This window comes from Neorhizobium huautlense, from assembly GCF_002968575.1.
Lineage (GTDB): Bacteria > Pseudomonadota > Alphaproteobacteria > Rhizobiales > Rhizobiaceae > Neorhizobium > Neorhizobium huautlense.
In genome coordinates, this window is record NZ_PVBM01000037.1 from 1 (window position 1) to 16,889 (window position 16,889).

Consider the following 16,889-nt stretch of genomic DNA (forward strand, 5'->3'; position numbering starts at 1 on the left):
TTCTGGTGTGGGCACAGGCCAATCTCGATGCCGCGCTGGATGTGCCGAGGCTTGCGGCCAAGGTTGGCCTCTCGGAGAGGACGTTTCACAGACGGTTTGTCGCCGCGATAGGCGAGACGCCGGCACAATATATCGAGACCGTACGGCTGGATGCGGCGCGTATCTTGCTCGCCCAAAAACTTCCGTTGAAGGAAATCGCAAGACGGGTGGGGCTTGTGCCGGTCGCACGCTTCACGCGGGTCTTCCAAAGACGCTTCGGCGTGACGCCGCGACTTTTCCGCGAGACCCATACGAGCAAGTGAACCATGTTAGACGCAAAGCTCAGCTTAACTCATCCTGCAAGAAATTTCCGTCAGTGGGCCTAAGAGTACAGTAGCGGCCAGTTCGCTTCCGGCCCCCATCCGGACATTCCAAATGTGCCGGGTGCTTGATCTTGCGCGTTTTTCTACGGGTTCGCATTCGAAGAAATGGCAAGTCGACAGTTCGTATCCCTTCAAGACGATGTGATGCTGATTTCAGCAATCAACTTCGCTTCTAGGACATGATCTGCGCCAAAATTCACCATTGTGAGTAGGTCGCACCGGGGCGCTTCCGAGGTGGTGCCACCTGGGGCCCCAAAATTTCATCTCATGGGTAATGAGACTCCGGTCACGCAGACACCTCCGCCTTAAACGATAGAACTTGCGGTGAAACGGGCTGCATAAACAGCTGCTCGTGGTGATCGCAAAACATCACCAGACGTGCTATGAATATGTGATGAATTGAGATCAATGAAGGGTGGGGCATGGCTGAACCAAAACGCTCAGGTGGTCGCAGATCTTTATCTGCGGGGGTCGAAGACGCACTCAGGGCCCAGATCGAGGCAGGCTACTACGCGACCGGAGACAAGCTGCCTACCGAACCTGCGTTAACAGAAAAGTTCGGGGTAAGCCGGACTGTTGTCCGGGAGGCCATCGCTGCTCTAAGAGCCGACAATCTTGTCGAATCACGGCAGGGCTCGGGCGTATTTGTTGTAGGCCAGCGGCAGTCCGATACAGGTCTTCGTCTGTTTACAGGGGAGACCGACAAGATCTCTGATATCATCGAGGAGTTGGAGCTGCGCATCGGGATAGAGGTAGAGGCGGCAGGCCTTGCGGCAATGCGAAGCTCACCGGCTCAGGAGGCTGAAATCCAAACTCAAGTAGAGCGGTTTTCAAGTCTCGTTGCAGATGGGAAGCCGACGGATGAGGCCGACTTCCAGTTTCACATGGCGATTGCAGCGGCGACAAATAACGCCCGTTTCAGAACGTTCCTTGAGCATGTGGGCAGACGCATGATTCCACGTGTGAAGTTCCGGACCGTCATGGGCGGCGTTGACCCTCTGCCCAATAGGGATGCCCCGATACTCGAAGAGCATCGAGGCATCGCAGAGGCTATCCTCGCGCGAGATCCCGACCGGGCACGAGAGGCGATGCGACTGCATCTGGTGACAGGCATTAAGCGTTATCGCTCATTGACGTCATGGGGGAGCTCCCAAAAAAAGATGAGTTAGATTGACTCATCTCAAAAGTCGTCATATGACTTTTCCCATCGCAAAGCTCGCAGCGTGGGAGAAAGTTCGTTGTCCCCTGAAGAAATCAAATCGCGTGTAGGTTCTGGGCTTCTGTCCTTCCCAGTCACGCACTTCACCCCAGACTACAAGCTTAATCTTGATAGCTATCGACGTCACGTCGAATGGCTGTCCGGCTACGAGGCGGCCGCTCTTTTTGCTGCTGGCGGAACAGGCGAGTTCTTTTCCCTTTCGCCAACCGAAGTTGGTGAGGTGACGAGGGCCGCTAAGGACGTGTCCGGCAACGTGCCGATCATCGCGGGATGTGGGTATGGAGCGTCTCTTGCATTTGAGACCGCAGCGGTTGCAGAGAAGGCTGGTGCAGATGGGATCCTTCTGCTGCCGCATTATCTAACGGAGGCGCCGCAGGACGGGATTTACGCTCACGTTAAAGCCGTCTGCGATTCAACAGACCTCGGAGTAATCCTTTACAATCGTGCAAATTCCGTAGCCAACGCAGATACGGTCGCGCGCTTGGCGGATGCTTGCCCTAATCTGATTGGCTTTAAGGATGGCACCGGTAGGGTGGATCTCGTGCGGCATGTGACTGCCAAGCTGGGCGACCGGCTCACCTACATCGGTGGTATGCCGACACACGAACTTTTCGCCGAGGGTTTCAACGGCGTCGGCGTCACCACCTATTCCTCAGCCGTATTTAACTTCGTGCCCGAACTGGCCCAGCGGTTTTATCGCGCGATGCGTGCCGGCGATCGTCCGGCGATGGAAGATATTCTTCACACATTCTTCTTTCCCTTTGCGGCGCTTCGCGACCGAAAGGCGGGCTATCCGGTCTCCATTATCAAGGCGGGGGTCGATCTGGTTGGCTATACGCCAGGTCCGGTTCGTCCGCCGCTCGTCGATCTGACGGGTGAGGAACGGGAAATGCTGCAAGACCTGATCAACGGAGTTCGGATCTGACGAGAAGATGCGACGGGTGTCACAAGGACGGCACCCGTCCATGACCACGATTAAAATTTCATTGGTTCACTTTTGGGAGGAGTGCAGATGACTATCAATTCTTTTCGTATCATCGCTAGCGCCATGGTGGTGGCGGGTTTCGCCAGCCATGCCACGGCGCAAAACATGTCTGAAATCAATATCGTATTGCCGGAACAGCCGGCGAACCTTGAGCCCTGTGGTACTATTATCACCAATGTCGGCCAGATTCTGAGCCGCAACGTCGTCGAACCGCTGACGGTTATCGATCCCAAGAGCGGCCAGGCAACACCTGGCCTTGCCACTGAGTGGACGCAGACAGATCCGAACACCTGGCAGTTGAAACTGCGTGACGGCGTGAAGTTTCAAGATGGTGCGGCATTCAACGCCGAGGCGGTCAAATTCTCGATCGAGCGCATGACCGGTGGCAAGGTGAACTGCAGCAATATTGCCAAGTTCGGCGCCGCGAAACTCACCGTTGAGGCTGTCGATGACCTGACCGTCGAGATCAAGTCGGATACGCCGCAGCCGATCTTGCCGACACTGCTCAGCGTGGTCATGGTGGTGTCTCCGAACACGCCGGCAGATAAAGCGGTCAACGATCCGGTCGGCACGGGCCCGTTCAAGCTTGCGAACTTCACGCCGCAGACGGTCGTCTTGGAAGGGTTTGACGGCTACTGGGGCAAGAAGCCCGATATCACAAAAGCCACCTATGTCTGGCGCCCAGAATCATCAATCCGCGCCGCCATGGTCGAAACCGGAGAGGCCGACCTGACGCCGTCCATTGCGATCCAAGACGCAACCAATCCTGAAACCGATTTTGCTTATCTCAACTCGGAAACGACAGCACTGCGCATCGATGCTGGGTTTGCACCACTGGACGACGTTCGTATTCGCAAGGCGCTCAATCTTGCGATCGACTGGGAAGGACTTGCGCAGCTCTTTGGCGACGATACCAAGCGCGCATCGCAAATGGTTGTCGTCGGTATAAACGGCCATGACGATAAACTTGCACCATGGACGTTTGATGCCGAGCAGGCGCGCGCGCTGATTGCCGAGGCGAAGGCAGCCGGCGTTCCGGTCGAGACTGAGATCGAACTGATCGGTCGCAACGGCATCTATCCGAACGGGACGGAAGCCATGGAGGCCATGATGGCCATGTGGCAGGATGTCGGCTTGAATGTGAAGCTGACGATGCTGGATGTGAACGACTGGCTCCGTTATCTGCAGAAGCCCTTTCCTGAGGGTCGTGGCCCGAACCTGCTGCAGATGATGCACGACAACAACAAGGGCGACGCAGCTTTCACCATCCCGATCTTCTACACCTCGGAAGGCAGCTATTCGACGATCAGCGACCCCGCGCTGGATAAGGAAATCGCCGAGGCCATGGCTGCTACCGGAGAGGATCGCACCAACGGTTTCAAAGCGATCTTCAACAAGGTGCATGACGAGCTGGCTCTGGACATTCCGATGTTCCACATGATCGGCTACACCCGTGTTGGGACGCGGTTGGACTGGAAGCCGGATATCACCACCAATAGCGAGATTCCACTCGCAAATATCGGCCTCAAGAGCTGAGCGCTATAGATTTGGCGAGCGCTGAAGAGGTCTTCTGCGCTCGCCTGAACCCCAAGTGAAACCAGAGGTTCCGAATGATGCTCGGCTACATCGGACGGCGGGCGTATCACAGCATAATATCGCTGGTCGGTCTGCTGACACTCGTCTTCTTCCTAACTCGTCTGACAGGTGACCCCTCAGCCCTCTATCTGCCGCTCGATTCCAGCCTCGAGGCGAGAGAAGCGTTTGCGAGGTTAAATGGGTTGGACCAGCCTATTTATGTTCAATTTCTGCAATACCTGCAGAACCTGCTGTCATTGGATTTTGGTCAATCGCTACGTCGGAACCGGTCCGCCATTGATGTGGCGCTCGAAGCGTTTCCGGCCACGTTGAAGCTCGCTTTTGTCGCAATGGCATTGGCAACGACACTTGCGATCACCGTCGGCGCTTTGGCCGCCGCGCGGCCCCGCAGCATATTTGACCGTGTCGCCGGGCTTGTGTCGCTCGCCGGCGCCAGCACGCCTGACTTCTGGATCGCGATCGTCGGTATTCTCGTCCTCGCGGTTGGGCTTGGAGTTCTGCCAACCTCTGGCACTGGAACCGGTTGGCACTGGATTATGCCAATCGCAGTGCTGATGCTGCGTCCCTTCGGCCTTCTGGTGCAGGTGGTCCGCGGAACGATGATCTCAGCGCTTGCCTCGCCCTACATCAAGACTGCCCATGCGAAGGGCATGAAGCGCCACAAGATAATCTTCGGTCACGCCCTGAGAAATTCGCTACTTCCGGTGATCACAGTCGCGGGCGATCTGGCGACGGGATTGATCAATGGTGCCGTTGTTGTTGAAACGATTTTCGGGTGGCCGGGCATCGGCAAGCTGATGATCGATTCGATTATCCAGAGAGATTTCGCGGTCGTCCAATCGACAATACTCGTCACCGCCATCGCCATCTTCATCGTCAACATCGCGATCGATTTGCTGTATGTCATGCTCGATCCGCGCATTCGGTATTGAGGGAGGCGACAATGGCCGACATCACTTTACCATCCGTGAGGTCACCCGGAAATCTGCGGCAACTGGCGATCTACCTGGCGCGTGACAAGCTGGCGCTTTGCGCGGCGCTTTTTCTCATCGTGCTGCTTGTCTGCGTTCTTTTTGGGCCGCTATTAGTCGGTGACCTTGCTGGAAAGCTTGGGCTGAGGCAGCGCAACCTGGCACCCTTTTCACTGGAGCAAGGTTTCCTTTACGTCCTAGGCGCCGATACGCTTGGGCGCCCAATACTGGCCCGGCTGATTGTTGGCGCACAAAACACGCTCGGCATTGCCGCAGCAGCCGTCTTCTTCTCCATGGCGACAGGCGGTATGCTCGGCTTGATCGCCGGGTACTCCGAGCGCTGGTACAGCCATCTCATCCTGCGCCTTGCCGACGTGATCATGAGTTTTCCGTCGCTACTTCTGGCGCTGATAGTGCTTTACACGCTCGGTCCCAGCATCATTAACCTTGTGATCGTTCTGGCGATCACCCGCATGCCGATCTTCATCAGAACCGCACGCGCTGAAGTTTTGGAATTGCGCGAGCGTATGTTCGTCAGCGCGGCCCGCTCAATGGGGGCTAGTTCCGGCCGCATCCTGTTCCGGCACATCGCACCACTCGTGCTGCCAACGCTTGGAACGATCGCAGCGATCGATTTCGCAACCGTGATCCTGGCTGAATCCTCGCTCAGCTTCCTTGGCCTTGGCATTCAACCGCCGGATTTCACGTGGGGTGCAATGGTGGCCAACGGACGTGGTTATCTCGCCTCGGCTTGGTGGATCGCTTTTTGGCCAGGCTTGGCAATTTTGCTGACGACGCTTTCCCTGAATATTCTCGCCAGTTGGGCGCGGACCGTTGCGGATCCGCTTCAGCGCTGGCGCCTGCAATCGCTACGAAAGGCCTCTCGATGACCGCGTCGGACAAAGCCATCCTCACGATCGAGAACCTGACCGTTGACTTCCTCTCGGAGGGGGATCCGGCTCGTGCGGTCGACAACGTATCCTTTAACGTCTGCCCCGGCGAGACTCTGGTAATCCTCGGCGAAAGCGGATCGGGTAAGAGTGTGAGCACCGGAACTGTAATGGGACTCATCGATTGCCCGCCGGGTGATATTGTTTCTGGTGCGCTGCTGTTCGATGGCATCGACCTGACGGAACTCGATGAAGAAAGCCGGCGTGCGTTGAACGGGCGCCGTATCGCGATGATCTTCCAGGACCCGCTGGCTTACCTTAATCCTGTTTATACCGTCGGGCGACAGATCGCAGAGGTGTTCGAAGCCCATAGTGATAGCGATGTCGGCGACGTACGCGAGAGAGTCGCCAAGCTGCTCGAACGTGTCGGCATACCTGACGCGGGAAGGCGGATAGATTATTATCCGCATCAATTCTCCGGCGGACAGCGCCAGCGAGTCATGATAGCCATGGCGATCGCGCTGAAACCGGACATTCTCATCGCCGATGAGCCCACCACGGCGCTTGATGTCAGTGTACAATCTCAGATCCTGGAGCTGCTCGGCGACCTGCAGCGCGAAACCGGCATGGCACTCATCATGATCACGCACGACCTTGAGGTCGCCGCTGCCATGGCCGACCGCATCATTGTCATGAACGGTGGCAAGGTGGTTGAGAGCGGGAAGGCGCAGGATGTCTTCACCAACCCTGTCCATGCCTATACCCGCCGACTGATGACAGCTCTGCCTCACCGCAGTCCGACGACTGAGCCAACTCCGTCCGCGGAGGTCCAGGGCGAAATTTTGCTGAAGGTTGAGAACTTGAGCAAGCACTACGTTCTCGGCGCCGGCTCTTTCTCGCCGAAGCGGGAATTCAGGGCCGTGGACGATGTCAGCTTCACTGTCCATCGCGGCGAAACGGTCGGTATCGTTGGCGAGTCCGGCTCAGGCAAGTCGAGTATTGCCCGCATGCTGCTCAGACTGGACGAGCCGACATCAGGCAGAGCGCTGTTTGCAGGCGAAGATATCTTTGCGTTAGAGGGCAGGGCGCTGAACGGCTTCCGCCGACGCGTGCAAATGGTGTTTCAGGATCCCTTCGGATCGATGAACCCGCGGATGAACGTGCGCTCGATCATTTCGGAGCCTTGGGCAATTCATCGCGACATTCTGCCTAAAGCACGGTGGAACGACAGGGTCGTGGAACTTCTGGAGCTCGTTGGCTTAAAGGGCGAACACGCCGACCGCCATCCCCACCAGTTTTCCGGCGGTCAGCGGCAACGCATCGCGATTGCACGCGCGCTCGCCAGCGAACCGGAACTGATCGTGTGCGATGAGGCCGTATCAGCGCTCGACGTATCGATCCAGATGCAGGTCATCGGTCTTTTAGCCGATCTGCGAAGTCGGCTGGGACTGTCTTACGTTTTCATCACGCATGACTTGCCGATCGTACGGGAGTTTGCTGACCGGATAATGGTGATGCAGCAAGGCAAGGTCGTAGAAGACAGCAACACGGAAATGCTCTTCAACAGCCCCAGCCACCCCTACACGATGTCGCTTCTAAACTCGGTGCCAAGGCCGAAATGGGCACGATAGATGGCCGTTCGAATGGGGTCGGCGGTAGCGGGCGTCGCACATATGCGGTCAGCGTCGAACGGCCCGCTCACGGCGATGAACGAGCTGCCGAGGAAAGGAAACCCCTGTAACCATCCATCAGAACCTGATTGCCGGCGAATGGGTCGGTACGGAAGGCGTTGAGAACCTCAACCCGTCCAACACCCATGATGTGGTCGGCGTTTATGCCCGTGCCGAGAATGCCAAGTCCGCCATCGCGGCCGCAAAGGTCGCTTTCCCGGCATCGTCCCCCTTTGGGCATTCTAGAGCGCCATTCGATCCTGAAGAAGACCGCCGACGAGATCCTTGCCCGCAAGGAGGAGCTCGGAAAACTGCTCGCGCGGGAAGAGAGCAAGACGCTGCCGAAGCGATCGGCGAAACCATCCACGCTGCGCAGATCTTTGATTTCTTTGCCGGTGAGGTCCTGCCGGGAAGCGGCTGGATCGCCACCGCCCGCGATCTAGCCTTCATCGACCGCCTCTGGCGTCAGTGGTCGCCCGGCTTCTCGCTCGATCCTGCTCTCAAGGCGGAGCTACACGAGCACCTGCGGCGAGCATGCCCGCGCCTTAAGTACTATCGGGCGATGCTGCGGTACGTCGGACTTCCTGCAAATCATTCTTGAGCGCATGGACGCGGCTGACCAGAATGCCGCCACCTTGCGTCGGGCACTGGTTACCGGAGGTCCCTTCCTCCCGAACCTTAGGGAGGTATGCGGTCCGGGGCATCGAAGCACGTCAGTGTTACGGCACGGCGGAGCTCGGCCTGACCGCTTACGAAACCGCTGGCGCTTCAGATGGCATGGTCACGGACGAACATGTGCTTGTGGAGATCGTCGGTCCAGGCACAGGTGATCCGGTGGCGCCGGGCGAGGTGGGTGAGGTGCTTGTCACGACTTTCAACCCGACATCCGTTGATCCGTTTTGCAACCGGCGACCTTTCGGCGGAAATGCCCGGACCGTCTCCTTGTGGGCGTACCTCACTGCGCTTGAGAGGCTGGATGGGGCGTGCCGACCAGACGACGAAGATCCGCGGGATGTTCATTCATCCGTCGCAGGTAGCCCGTATCATCAAATCGCATGATACAATTGGCAGGGCACGGCTAGTGGTTACGGAAGACGAAGGGCATGACCAGCGGACACTGCATGTTGAATATTCGGGCGAGGCCAATGGTCTTGCGAACATTCTGGCGAACGCCATCCGAGCCGAATGCAGGATTCGCGGCGCAGTCGTCATCGAACGGCCGATGAACTTCCCAACGACGGCAAGGTCATTGACGACCGTCGCTCTCTGGGCGTGTGATGACATTTTCACTGCCTTAGCTGAAGGATCCGTTGCACACGCCCCCCATGCATTGGCACACAGGTAAATTTGCGCTTGCAGGCGGGCGAGCGCAGTGAATGGCGTCCTGCATTTTGGGGCCAGTGCGAGGATTGAGGATTGACGGGATCCCCGATGCATCGATAGTGGCTGCTCGCGCCTAATCACCGTTCCAAAATTGTCCATGAGGGCGTTGCCCATGCCCGACGGGACAATGTGCTGTTAGAGGGTTGGCGCTCGGCCGAGATCGAGAGCTTGCGCCAATGCACGCGCTAGGGTCAGATGTCGCCGACAGCTCGCCACAGGGCGTCGAAGGTTCTGGCTTTTGCTTTTTTCAGATGTGCCTTAAGCTTTGCGAATGCCATTTCGATGGGGTTGAGGTCGGGGCTGTATGGGGGCAGGAAGAGAAACCATGCACCCTTGTTTCTGAGGCATTGCGCCGCCTTTGCGCTCTTGTGAACGGCAAGATTGTTGAGGATGACGATGTCGCCCTTTTGCAGGGTCGGTGCAAGCTGGTCTCTACATAAATATCGAAGGCTGCTCGGTTCATGGCTTTGTCGATGATCTAGGGAGCGGTCAGCCCGTCGCATCGCAGTGCTGCGATGAAGGTCAGCGTGCCCCAATGACCGAAAGGAGCATGCACTTTAAGACGTTCTCCCTTGCGGCTTCGTCCACGCAGACGTGTCATCTTTGTGGTGACCGAGGTTTCGTCGATAAAGACCAGGCGGCCGGGCTGATTGCGCATGCGGGGCTGGCGGGACTGCCGCCATCTGTGCCGGGCTTTGGCGACGTCAGCGCGTTCGCATTGCGACGCCAGCAGCGCTTTTTTATACCACACCGGCATAGAAACCGGGAAAGTACTGCCGGGTCGGCCTTCATCGTGTGTTCTTCAAGAAGCCGCACCGCCAGTTCAGGCATGGTGATGTCGGACTGCCTTTCTACCGTGCCGACCAGGAAGTCTTCGAACGCGGCAAGCCGTCCGCCACGGGGACGACCCTGCCGACCGGGGGACAGCGTACCGTGTTCGGCAACACGCTGCAGCAGCTTCACCGCGAAGCTGTCGCTGACACCAAAACGACGGGCCGCTGCCCGACGGGTATAACCCGCCTCGACATAGGCGACGACACGCGAAGGAAGATCCGATGAATATGACTTGGCCATGGAGCACCTCCTGGCCAAGTGAATCACGATCACATCCTATGGGGGATCCAAAGATTCAATGTTCAAATCCCACGCTCTAAACCCGGCCCCGTTCGTCGCTGCGGTGCACTCCGTGCTGTCAATGGGACTACCGTTATACGCGACGATCAAGAGGCGAGGAATCCGTAGGTGCCGGCTCGAAGCGAACCTATTTTCTGGCGATGGCCGCGCAATAGGACGTTCCCCATAAGGCTCGGCATCAAAGATCACATCCAGGTCGGTGGCTAGGCTGAAAGCCTTGGTACGAGACGCCCGTGCAACGAAACTGTTTCTGCCGCGCGTCTTCCAGTGATCATTGCCACTATCATGTCGACCATCTCACTCATGGGTTGTTCATAAGAGGTCAGATCATAAGCGGGAGCAGCGGCAGGCTCGATATTGTCGAAACCGACAATCGCCAGATCTTCAGGAACGCGAAGGCTAAACTCGCTTCGGGCCACATCCATTGCACCAAGCGCCAGAATGTCGTTTTCGCACATCAGCACATCGACTCGCGACGAGGACGGCGTATTATTTAGATAAGCGCGGGCCGCCTCGCCGCCGGCCTCCGCGCTATAACGCGACGCAGACAGTTCAACGATCCCTTCGACGCCCTTCTGCTTCCAGAGGTTCACATAGTGATGCCGCCGACCGAGCGCGGTCGAAAGAGTCTTTACGCCGGTCATAAAGCCCGGGCGGCGATATCCTTTCTCCGCCAAGTAATCAACCACTTCACAAATGGCTCGCTCCGTATTGCAGCCGATGGCGGGAACACCGGCGATCTGACTGTCTCGCGCCAGAACGAACATGGCCGGCAGGCCAGGGCCGAGCCGCCGATCGGTCAATGTTTCTTCGCGAAAGGCTGTGCCAAACAATATTACGGCATCGAACTGCCGCTGGTCGGCGTTAATTAGAGCGTGAATGTGATCGAAGTGCCGATTGATATTGATCAAGACAGTCAACAGACCTTCTGCCTGCAGACGCTCCGTTAGCATCTCTAGCACCGGGAGCTTGTGAGGATTGGCAAAGTCGTCGACGAAGACGGCGACTTGATGCGTGGTGTTCGTCGCGAGGCTGCGGGCCAGCAGATTGGGGGAGTAATTCAGATCTTCGGCGGCGCGCAGCACTTTTTGACGGCTGGCGTCCGTAATGGAAGCGCCTGGCGTAAACGCGCGGATGACCGTCCACTTTGACACGCCGGCAGCTTCCGCCACCTCTTTAGCCGTTGCTCGTTTGCGCATGATCGCCTCCTCCTCCTATGGAATTAATATTTCACAAAAAAATAAAATGGAATGGATACTTGATTCCTCGCGACAATAAAGTAAATTTGGCGGTGGTGCTACCGGGTGCAAGTGGAGTTGCTACCGGTAGCATTAGGAGGTCCGCATTGTGCGGACTATTTCGGGAGGGAAATATGAAATTTGGTGTGAAATCGCTGTTGGCCGGCGTCGCATTTGCCGCGGCAGTCGTCGGCGCTTCTACAGTTGCCAATGCTGCTGACGTGCGCATCGTGGCGGTCACCCACGGACAGGCCAATGATCCTTTCTGGTCGGTCGTAAAGAACGGCGTCAGCTCTGCGGCTAAAGACCTGGGCGCCGACGTCGATTACCGCGCGCCGGAAACTTTCGATATGGTGTCGATGAGCCAGCTAATCGATGCCGCCATCAATCAGAAGCCAGATGGCCTCATTGTCTCCATCCCCGATGCTTCCGCGCTCGGGCCGTCTATCAAGAAAGCCGCCGCGGCCGGTATTCCGGTGATTTCTATTAACTCCGGCTCCGACGTTTCAAAAGAGTTGGGAGCGCTTTTGCACGTCGGACAGGACGAATACACGGCTGGCAAGGCTGCTGGCGCCAAGCTGCAGGAGCTCGGCGGCAAGGAAGGCCTGTGCGTGAACCAGGAAGTCGGAAATGTTTCGCTGGATCTCCGCTGCAAGGGCTTTGCAGATGGTTTCGGCGGCAAGGTTACGGTGCTGCCGGTCAGCAACGATCCGGCCGATGTGCGAGCGAAAGTCAAGGCGGCGCTCAGTTCCAACTCCGCCGTCGACACGGTTATGGGGCTTGGTGCCAGCACAGCGGGCGAGCCGGCTTTGGCAGCCGTCGAGGATGTCGGTATGGCGGGCAAGGTCAGGGTGGCAACCTTCGATCTTTCTGCCGACTTCCTGAAGGCAGTAGCTGACGGCAAGGCGGCGTTCGCGATCGATCAGCAGCAGTTCCTCCAGGGCTATTTGCCGGTCGTATTCCTGGCCAATTATGCCAAGTACGGGCTCATCCCCGGTGGCAACGTCCCGTCAGGCCCCAATCTGATCACCAAGGATAAGGCCGCCCAAGTGGTCGATCTTTCCGCCAAGGGCATCCGCTAACGAGATTGCCGAAAGGCATCCTCCCCAAACCTCCTCCTCCATGGGGGAGGAGGTTTGGGCTGACAGGGGCGCTGCAGTTTAGCGCCATCGCTATCCAATTACTGTGGGAGGAACTATGGCTTTGCTCGAGCAGAAAACGACGGCCGCCCAGAAAGTCGATGAGCGCATCAAACCGGTTAGCCTTCTGACGCAATTGATGCGCAGACCCGAGCTTGGGGCCGTGGCAGGTCTTATTCTGGTCTTGGTCTTCTTCTTTCTCACGGCAGATCCGACGATGTTCTCGCTTGCCGGTCTGATGACCATCATGGCGCCGGCGTCGCAATTGGGAATTCTCGCAATCGCGGCGGCACTGCTGATGATCGGAGGCGAATTCGATCTCTCGATCGGCTCAATGGTTGCCTTTGCAGGGCTGGTCTTCGGCGTCCTCCTGACGAACTTCGGGCAGCAGCTCGCCGTCGCCATCGTCCTAACGATGCTTTTTGCCGCGTTTATGGGTGCGATCAACGGCCAGATCGTCATCCATACGCGCCTTCCATCCTTCATCGTCACCTTGGCCTTCCTCTTCATTCTCCGGGGTCTGACGCTCGTCGGTCTGAAGTGGGCAACCGGCGGCTCCACCCAGCTTCGTGGCATCGGCGAGCACGTCAAAGACAGCGCTTCGCTCGCCATCTTCTCCGGCGATGCGCTGAAGGATGCCTTTGTCTGGCTTGCGGATCAGGATCTAATCGACAAGTTTCCGAACGGCATGCCGAAGGTCTCGGGGATCCCGGTGTCTGTGCTATGGTTCGCAGCGCTTGCCTTGCTTGCAACCTGGGTCCTCTTGCGTACCCGCATGGGCAACTGGATCTTTGCCGCCGGCGGCGATCCCAATGCGGCGAGAAATTCCGGGGTTCCGGTTCACCGCGTCAAAACCGGCCTGTTCGCATTGACGGCATGCGCGGCCGCTCTCGTCGCCATCATCACCGTCCTCGATGCCGGCTCAACGGATGCGCGGCGCGGTTTCCAGAAGGAATTCGAGGCGATCATCGCCGCCGTTATCGGCGGGTGTCTCCTGACGGGCGGCTATGGCTCTGCTATTGGCGCCTTCTTCGGCGCGATCATCTTCGGTTCGGTGTCCATCGGCCTCACCTACACGAAGTTCGACTCCGATTGGTTTCAGGTATTCCTCGGCTCGATGCTGCTCCTGGCCGTTCTCTTCAACAATTTCATCCGCCGCAAAGTTACGGGGGAACGCTGATCATGGCTAATACGAAGGGCCCCATTATCCAGGTAACGGACATTGTCAAACACTATGGGTCGGTGATTGCGCTGAACGGTGTGTCGATGCATGTGTCAGCAGGCGAGGTGCTTTGCCTGCTCGGCGATAATGGCGCGGGCAAGTCCACGCTGATCAAGACGCTGTCAGGCGTCGTGCGCCCGAGCAGCGGCCAGTTTCTGGTGGAAGGCGAGCCTGTCAATTTTACGAGCCCGCGTGCTGCATTGGATGCAGGGATCGCCACTGTCTATCAGGATCTCGCGATGATCCCGCTGATGTCGATTACTCGTAATTTCTTCATGGGCCGGGAGCCACTCAAGGGTTTTATCCCATTTCGCCACGTCGACTTCAAACACTGCAATGAGGTCACGCGCGAAGAAATGCACAAGATCGGCATCGATGTTCGTGATCCTAACCAGGCAGTGGGCACGCTTTCGGGCGGCGAGCGTCAGTGCGTTGCGATCGCCCGGGCCGTTTATTTCGGCGCAAAGGTTCTCATTCTCGACGAGCCAACCTCGGCGCTCGGCGTGGCGCAGACTTCGATGGTCCTGAAATACATCCACCAGGTTCGCCAGAAAGGGCTAGGTGTCATCTTCATCACCCACAACGTCCGCCACGCCTATGCGGTCGCCGACCGTTTTACCATCCTCAATCGCGGCCAGACGCTCGGCACTTATGCCAAGTCGGATATCACCATGGATGAGCTGCAGAACCTCATGGCCGGCGGCAAGGAACTGCAGCAACTTTCCGAGGGGCTCGGCGGAACGATTTAGCCGTCTGATGCATCATGAGCGGTCCTCAGTCACCGTCTTGAGGCGGCCGCCCTTCCTTTACGCAAAAACGATGGAATGCGACCATGAACGATCGGACACGAAATGCTGCAACCTCTTTCCCGCTTGCCGCCTGCGCGGAGATGCTTTGGCGCGACAAGCCGATTGAATGGCGTGCTTCGCGCCTGAACGAAATGGGTTTTGGCGTTGGTCTTTGGAATTGGCCGGAGCACGATCTCAACAGGTTGGAAGCGACCGGCGCGACCTTCACGATCATGAACGGCTATCTCACTGGCCGCCTGACCGATGACGAGGGTGCCGCCGAGCTTCTCAGGACGGCGCGTGAGACCGCGCAGGTTGGCAAACGGCTCGGCGTCCAGCGGCTCAACCTCCATGGTACGGGCTTGGGAGATGGGGGGCTGCCCGCTCAGCCGATCGAAGTCGTCACGGGCGCGATGTGGTTGAAGGCGCGCGACACCCTCTGCCGCGTTGCCGACATGGCGGAAGAGGAGGGCGTCACATTCACGCTCGAGAACCTCAACCTGCCGGTCGATCATCCGGGCGTTCCCTTCGGACGGGCAGAAGACACGCTGGCGCTGGTCTCAAGCGTCAATCATCCGAGGCTCCGTCTCAATCTTGACCTCTACCACGCCCAGATTGGCGAGGGAAACCTTATAGAGCTTTGCCAGAAATGCCTACTGTGGATCGGCGAAATCCAGGTGGCCGATGTACCCGGCCGCTACGAGCCAGGTACGGGCGAGGTCAATTGGAACGGCATCGCCAAGGCGTTGGACGCCATGGGCTATTCCGGCCCGGTGGGCATGGAGGCCTGGGCCTCCGGCGACGAAGAGACGGCGCTTGATCGCTTTCGCGAAGCCTTCACCGTCTGAACGGCCTGGCAATCAACACTTATACTTAATGGAGAAAAATCGATGATCAGGTTTGGAGTGATCGGCGCCGGCCGCATAGGCAAAGTTCATGCAGCGACTATTGCGGCCAACCCGAAGGCAAAGCTTGCCTATGTGGCGGATGCCTTCAAGGACTCGGCAGATGCGTTGGCCGCGCAGACGGGCGCCGAGGTCCTCGGCGCGGAGGACGTCATCAGCTCAGCGAATGTCGATGCGGTCCTAATCGCGACGCCGACGCCGAGCCACGCCGATCTGATCGAGGCAGCCTCCAGAGCCGGCAAGGCGATCCTTTGCGAGAAGCCGGTCTCCCTGTCGGTCGAGCGCATCAATGCCTGCCTCGATGTGGTCGAGAGGAACAATTCGACACTGATGATCGGCTTCAATCGCCGGTTCGACCCGAATTTTGCGAATGTCGAAGCGCGCCTGCGCCGCGGCGATATCGGTGAGATCGAGATCGTGACGATCACCAGCAGGGATCCCGCGCCGCCGCCGCCCGAATATGTGAAGTCTTCAGGCGGCCTCTTCCGGGACATGATGATCCATGATTTCGACATGGCCCGCTTCCTGATGGGCGAGGAGTTCGTCGTCGTAAACGCGCTCGGATCGTCTCTCGTCGACAAGGCGATCGGAGCCGAGGGCGACGTGGATACCGCCGCGGTGCAGATGCAGACGGCCTCCGGGCGCATTGCGGTCATTACCAATTCGCGTCGCGCGACATACGGCTACGACCAGCGCATCGAAGTCCATGGCGCCACAGGCATGCTGGCGGCAAAAAACATTCAGGCAACGAGCGTGGAGCTGTCCAACGCGAGCGGCATCAGTGGCGATCCGGTCCAGTATTTCTTCCTTGAACGATACGCGCAGGCCTACGCCCATGAGATCAATGCCTTCATTGAAGCGATCGACAGGGGCGATCGGTCACCCAGACCGAGCGGTCTTGATGGTCTGCAGGCCCAGAAATTGGCGGAAGCGGCGACTTTGAGCTGGCAAACCCGTAGGCCTGTGACGGTCGATTGAACATCGCGAGGATGGAGTCCGGTTCGCGTGCAATTCGGACGGACCCATTGCCGCACCTATTCCCTGCAATGCGATGCCCGCGCCTGGGCTGCCGGATATACACTCGTCGGATCATGGAGCTTTCGATGCCAGACATATTTCCGATAGGAGATCGACAATCGCTAACCCTTGAAGATTGTAAGCATCTTATTACTAAGGGGCACGTCGTGCTTCCCGGTCAGTTGGAGAAGGTGGCCGTGCGGATGTTTGAACAGCCTGAGCTGATAGCTTTCCAAAGCGCCGCTGCGGTCGCTAAAAAATGCGGCGTGTCGCAAACGACAGTTGTGCGGCTTGCTTACCATCTGGGGATTGGATCATACCGCAGGTTAAAGAAACTCTGCGGCAATTATATCCTGGAGCATACCAGTAG

16 protein-coding genes and 1 pseudogene are annotated in these 16,889 nt (G+C 58.0%); 13 read left to right on the forward strand and 4 right to left on the reverse strand.

Annotated elements, in window-relative coordinates; all coding sequences use genetic code 11:
• The 8 genes and pseudogenes from C5L12_RS25270 to C5L12_RS25305 all read left to right on the forward strand — a co-directional run.
• Positions 1–302: helix-turn-helix domain-containing protein (locus C5L12_RS25270; RefSeq protein ID WP_157949119.1), on the forward strand; the 302-nt coding region annotated here is incomplete at its 5' end.
• 482 nt (positions 303–784) lie between these two features.
• Positions 785–1,531 carry a FadR/GntR family transcriptional regulator gene (locus C5L12_RS25275; RefSeq protein ID WP_105374816.1) on the forward strand — a complete coding sequence of 249 codons (747 nt, stop codon included), beginning with the start codon at positions 785–787 and terminating at the stop codon, positions 1,529–1,531.
• A gap of 69 nt (positions 1,532–1,600) precedes the next feature.
• Positions 1,601–2,506, forward strand: coding sequence for a 5-dehydro-4-deoxyglucarate dehydratase (kdgD, locus tag C5L12_RS25280; RefSeq protein WP_105374817.1), 906 nt, complete (start codon positions 1,601–1,603; stop codon positions 2,504–2,506).
• Positions 2,507–2,593: 87 nt separating this feature from the next.
• The gene (locus tag C5L12_RS25285; RefSeq protein WP_105374818.1) at positions 2,594–4,102 is read left to right on the forward strand and encodes an ABC transporter substrate-binding protein; all 1,509 of its coding nucleotides are present in this window, start codon (positions 2,594–2,596) and stop codon (positions 4,100–4,102) included.
• A 77-nt stretch (positions 4,103–4,179) separates the two neighbouring features.
• Positions 4,180–5,094 (forward strand): ABC transporter permease, encoded by a 915-nt coding sequence (locus C5L12_RS25290; protein WP_205839384.1) that lies wholly within the window; start codon positions 4,180–4,182, stop codon positions 5,092–5,094.
• Between the two features lie 11 nt (positions 5,095–5,105).
• The gene (locus tag C5L12_RS25295) at positions 5,106–6,023 is read left to right on the forward strand and encodes an ABC transporter permease (RefSeq protein WP_105374820.1); all 918 of its coding nucleotides are present in this window, start codon (positions 5,106–5,108) and stop codon (positions 6,021–6,023) included.
• Complete coding sequence (locus C5L12_RS25300; protein WP_105374821.1) at positions 6,020–7,654, forward strand: ABC transporter ATP-binding protein; 1,635 nt, start codon at positions 6,020–6,022, stop codon at positions 7,652–7,654. Before C5L12_RS25295 ends, C5L12_RS25300 begins: the two co-directional genes overlap by 4 nt.
• A 112-nt stretch (positions 7,655–7,766) precedes the next feature.
• A pseudogene (locus C5L12_RS25305) lies at positions 7,767–8,111 on the forward strand (aldehyde dehydrogenase family protein); the annotation flags it as partial.
• Between the two features lie 350 nt (positions 8,112–8,461).
• Here the strand turns inward: C5L12_RS25305 and C5L12_RS28250 are convergent.
• The 4 genes from C5L12_RS28250 to C5L12_RS25325 form a co-directional block, all read right to left on the reverse strand.
• Positions 8,462–8,713: a hypothetical protein gene (locus tag C5L12_RS28250; RefSeq protein ID WP_132413443.1), complete on the reverse strand. Its 252-nt coding sequence runs from the start codon at positions 8,711–8,713 to the stop codon at positions 8,462–8,464.
• Between the two features lie 554 nt (positions 8,714–9,267).
• Positions 9,268–9,579 (reverse strand): transposase, encoded by a 312-nt coding sequence (locus C5L12_RS28850; RefSeq protein ID WP_245423025.1) that lies wholly within the window; start codon positions 9,577–9,579, stop codon positions 9,268–9,270.
• Between the two features lie 94 nt (positions 9,580–9,673).
• Entirely contained in the window at positions 9,674–10,150 is a 477-nt protein-coding gene (locus C5L12_RS28855) for a COG3415 family protein (protein ID WP_245423023.1), read from the reverse strand.
• 263 nt (positions 10,151–10,413) lie between these two features.
• On the reverse strand, positions 10,414–11,409 hold the full coding sequence (locus C5L12_RS25325; protein ID WP_105374823.1) for a LacI family DNA-binding transcriptional regulator: 996 nt from the start codon (positions 11,407–11,409) through the stop codon (positions 10,414–10,416).
• 173 nt (positions 11,410–11,582) lie between these two features.
• Between C5L12_RS25325 and C5L12_RS25330 the strand changes: the two genes are divergently transcribed.
• The 5 genes from C5L12_RS25330 to iolG all read left to right on the forward strand — a co-directional run bounded on the left by C5L12_RS25330 (position 11,583) and on the right by iolG (position 16,480).
• Positions 11,583–12,530 carry a sugar ABC transporter substrate-binding protein gene (locus C5L12_RS25330; protein WP_105374824.1) on the forward strand — a complete coding sequence of 316 codons (948 nt, stop codon included), beginning with the start codon at positions 11,583–11,585 and terminating at the stop codon, positions 12,528–12,530.
• Between the two features lie 115 nt (positions 12,531–12,645).
• Positions 12,646–13,767, forward strand: a complete 1,122-nt coding sequence (locus C5L12_RS25335) for an ABC transporter permease (RefSeq protein ID WP_105374825.1) — start codon at positions 12,646–12,648, stop codon at positions 13,765–13,767.
• 2 nt (positions 13,768–13,769) lie between these two features.
• Entirely contained in the window at positions 13,770–14,558 is a 789-nt protein-coding gene (locus tag C5L12_RS25340; protein WP_105374826.1) for an ATP-binding cassette domain-containing protein, read from the forward strand.
• A gap of 83 nt (positions 14,559–14,641) precedes the next feature.
• Positions 14,642–15,445: a TIM barrel protein gene (locus C5L12_RS25345; protein ID WP_105374827.1), complete on the forward strand. Its 804-nt coding sequence runs from the start codon at positions 14,642–14,644 to the stop codon at positions 15,443–15,445.
• A 42-nt stretch (positions 15,446–15,487) separates the two neighbouring features.
• A complete protein-coding gene (iolG, locus tag C5L12_RS25350) occupies positions 15,488–16,480 on the forward strand; it encodes an inositol 2-dehydrogenase (protein WP_105374828.1) in 993 nt (330 codons plus the stop codon).
• Positions 16,481–16,889 lie beyond the last annotated feature (409 nt).

What these genes read in the sequence shown, in the direction of transcription:
- C5L12_RS25275 (WP_105374816.1), top strand. Translation starts at nt 785, where the DNA reads ATGGCTGAACCAAAACGCTCAGGTGGTCGCAGATCTTTATCTGCGGGG.
- C5L12_RS25285 (WP_105374818.1), top strand. Translation starts at nt 2,594, where the DNA reads ATGACTATCAATTCTTTTCGTATCATCGCTAGCGCCATGGTGGTGGCG.
- C5L12_RS25290 (WP_205839384.1), top strand. Translation starts at nt 4,180, where the DNA reads ATGCTCGGCTACATCGGACGGCGGGCGTATCACAGCATAATATCGCTG.
- C5L12_RS25295 (WP_105374820.1), top strand. Translation starts at nt 5,106, where the DNA reads ATGGCCGACATCACTTTACCATCCGTGAGGTCACCCGGAAATCTGCGG.
- C5L12_RS25300 (WP_105374821.1), top strand. Translation starts at nt 6,020, where the DNA reads ATGACCGCGTCGGACAAAGCCATCCTCACGATCGAGAACCTGACCGTT.
- C5L12_RS28250 (WP_132413443.1), bottom strand. Translation starts at nt 8,713, where the DNA reads ATGAACATCCCGCGGATCTTCGTCGTCTGGTCGGCACGCCCCATCCAG.
- C5L12_RS28850 (WP_245423025.1), bottom strand. Translation starts at nt 9,579, where the DNA reads ATGCGACGGGCTGACCGCTCCCTAGATCATCGACAAAGCCATGAACCG.
- C5L12_RS28855 (WP_245423023.1), bottom strand. Translation starts at nt 10,150, where the DNA reads ATGGCCAAGTCATATTCATCGGATCTTCCTTCGCGTGTCGTCGCCTAT.
- C5L12_RS25325 (WP_105374823.1), bottom strand. Translation starts at nt 11,409, where the DNA reads ATGCGCAAACGAGCAACGGCTAAAGAGGTGGCGGAAGCTGCCGGCGTG.
- C5L12_RS25330 (WP_105374824.1), top strand. Translation starts at nt 11,583, where the DNA reads ATGAAATTTGGTGTGAAATCGCTGTTGGCCGGCGTCGCATTTGCCGCG.
- C5L12_RS25335 (WP_105374825.1), top strand. Translation starts at nt 12,646, where the DNA reads ATGGCTTTGCTCGAGCAGAAAACGACGGCCGCCCAGAAAGTCGATGAG.
- C5L12_RS25340 (WP_105374826.1), top strand. Translation starts at nt 13,770, where the DNA reads ATGGCTAATACGAAGGGCCCCATTATCCAGGTAACGGACATTGTCAAA.
- C5L12_RS25345 (WP_105374827.1), top strand. Translation starts at nt 14,642, where the DNA reads ATGAACGATCGGACACGAAATGCTGCAACCTCTTTCCCGCTTGCCGCC.
- iolG (WP_105374828.1), top strand. Translation starts at nt 15,488, where the DNA reads ATGATCAGGTTTGGAGTGATCGGCGCCGGCCGCATAGGCAAAGTTCAT.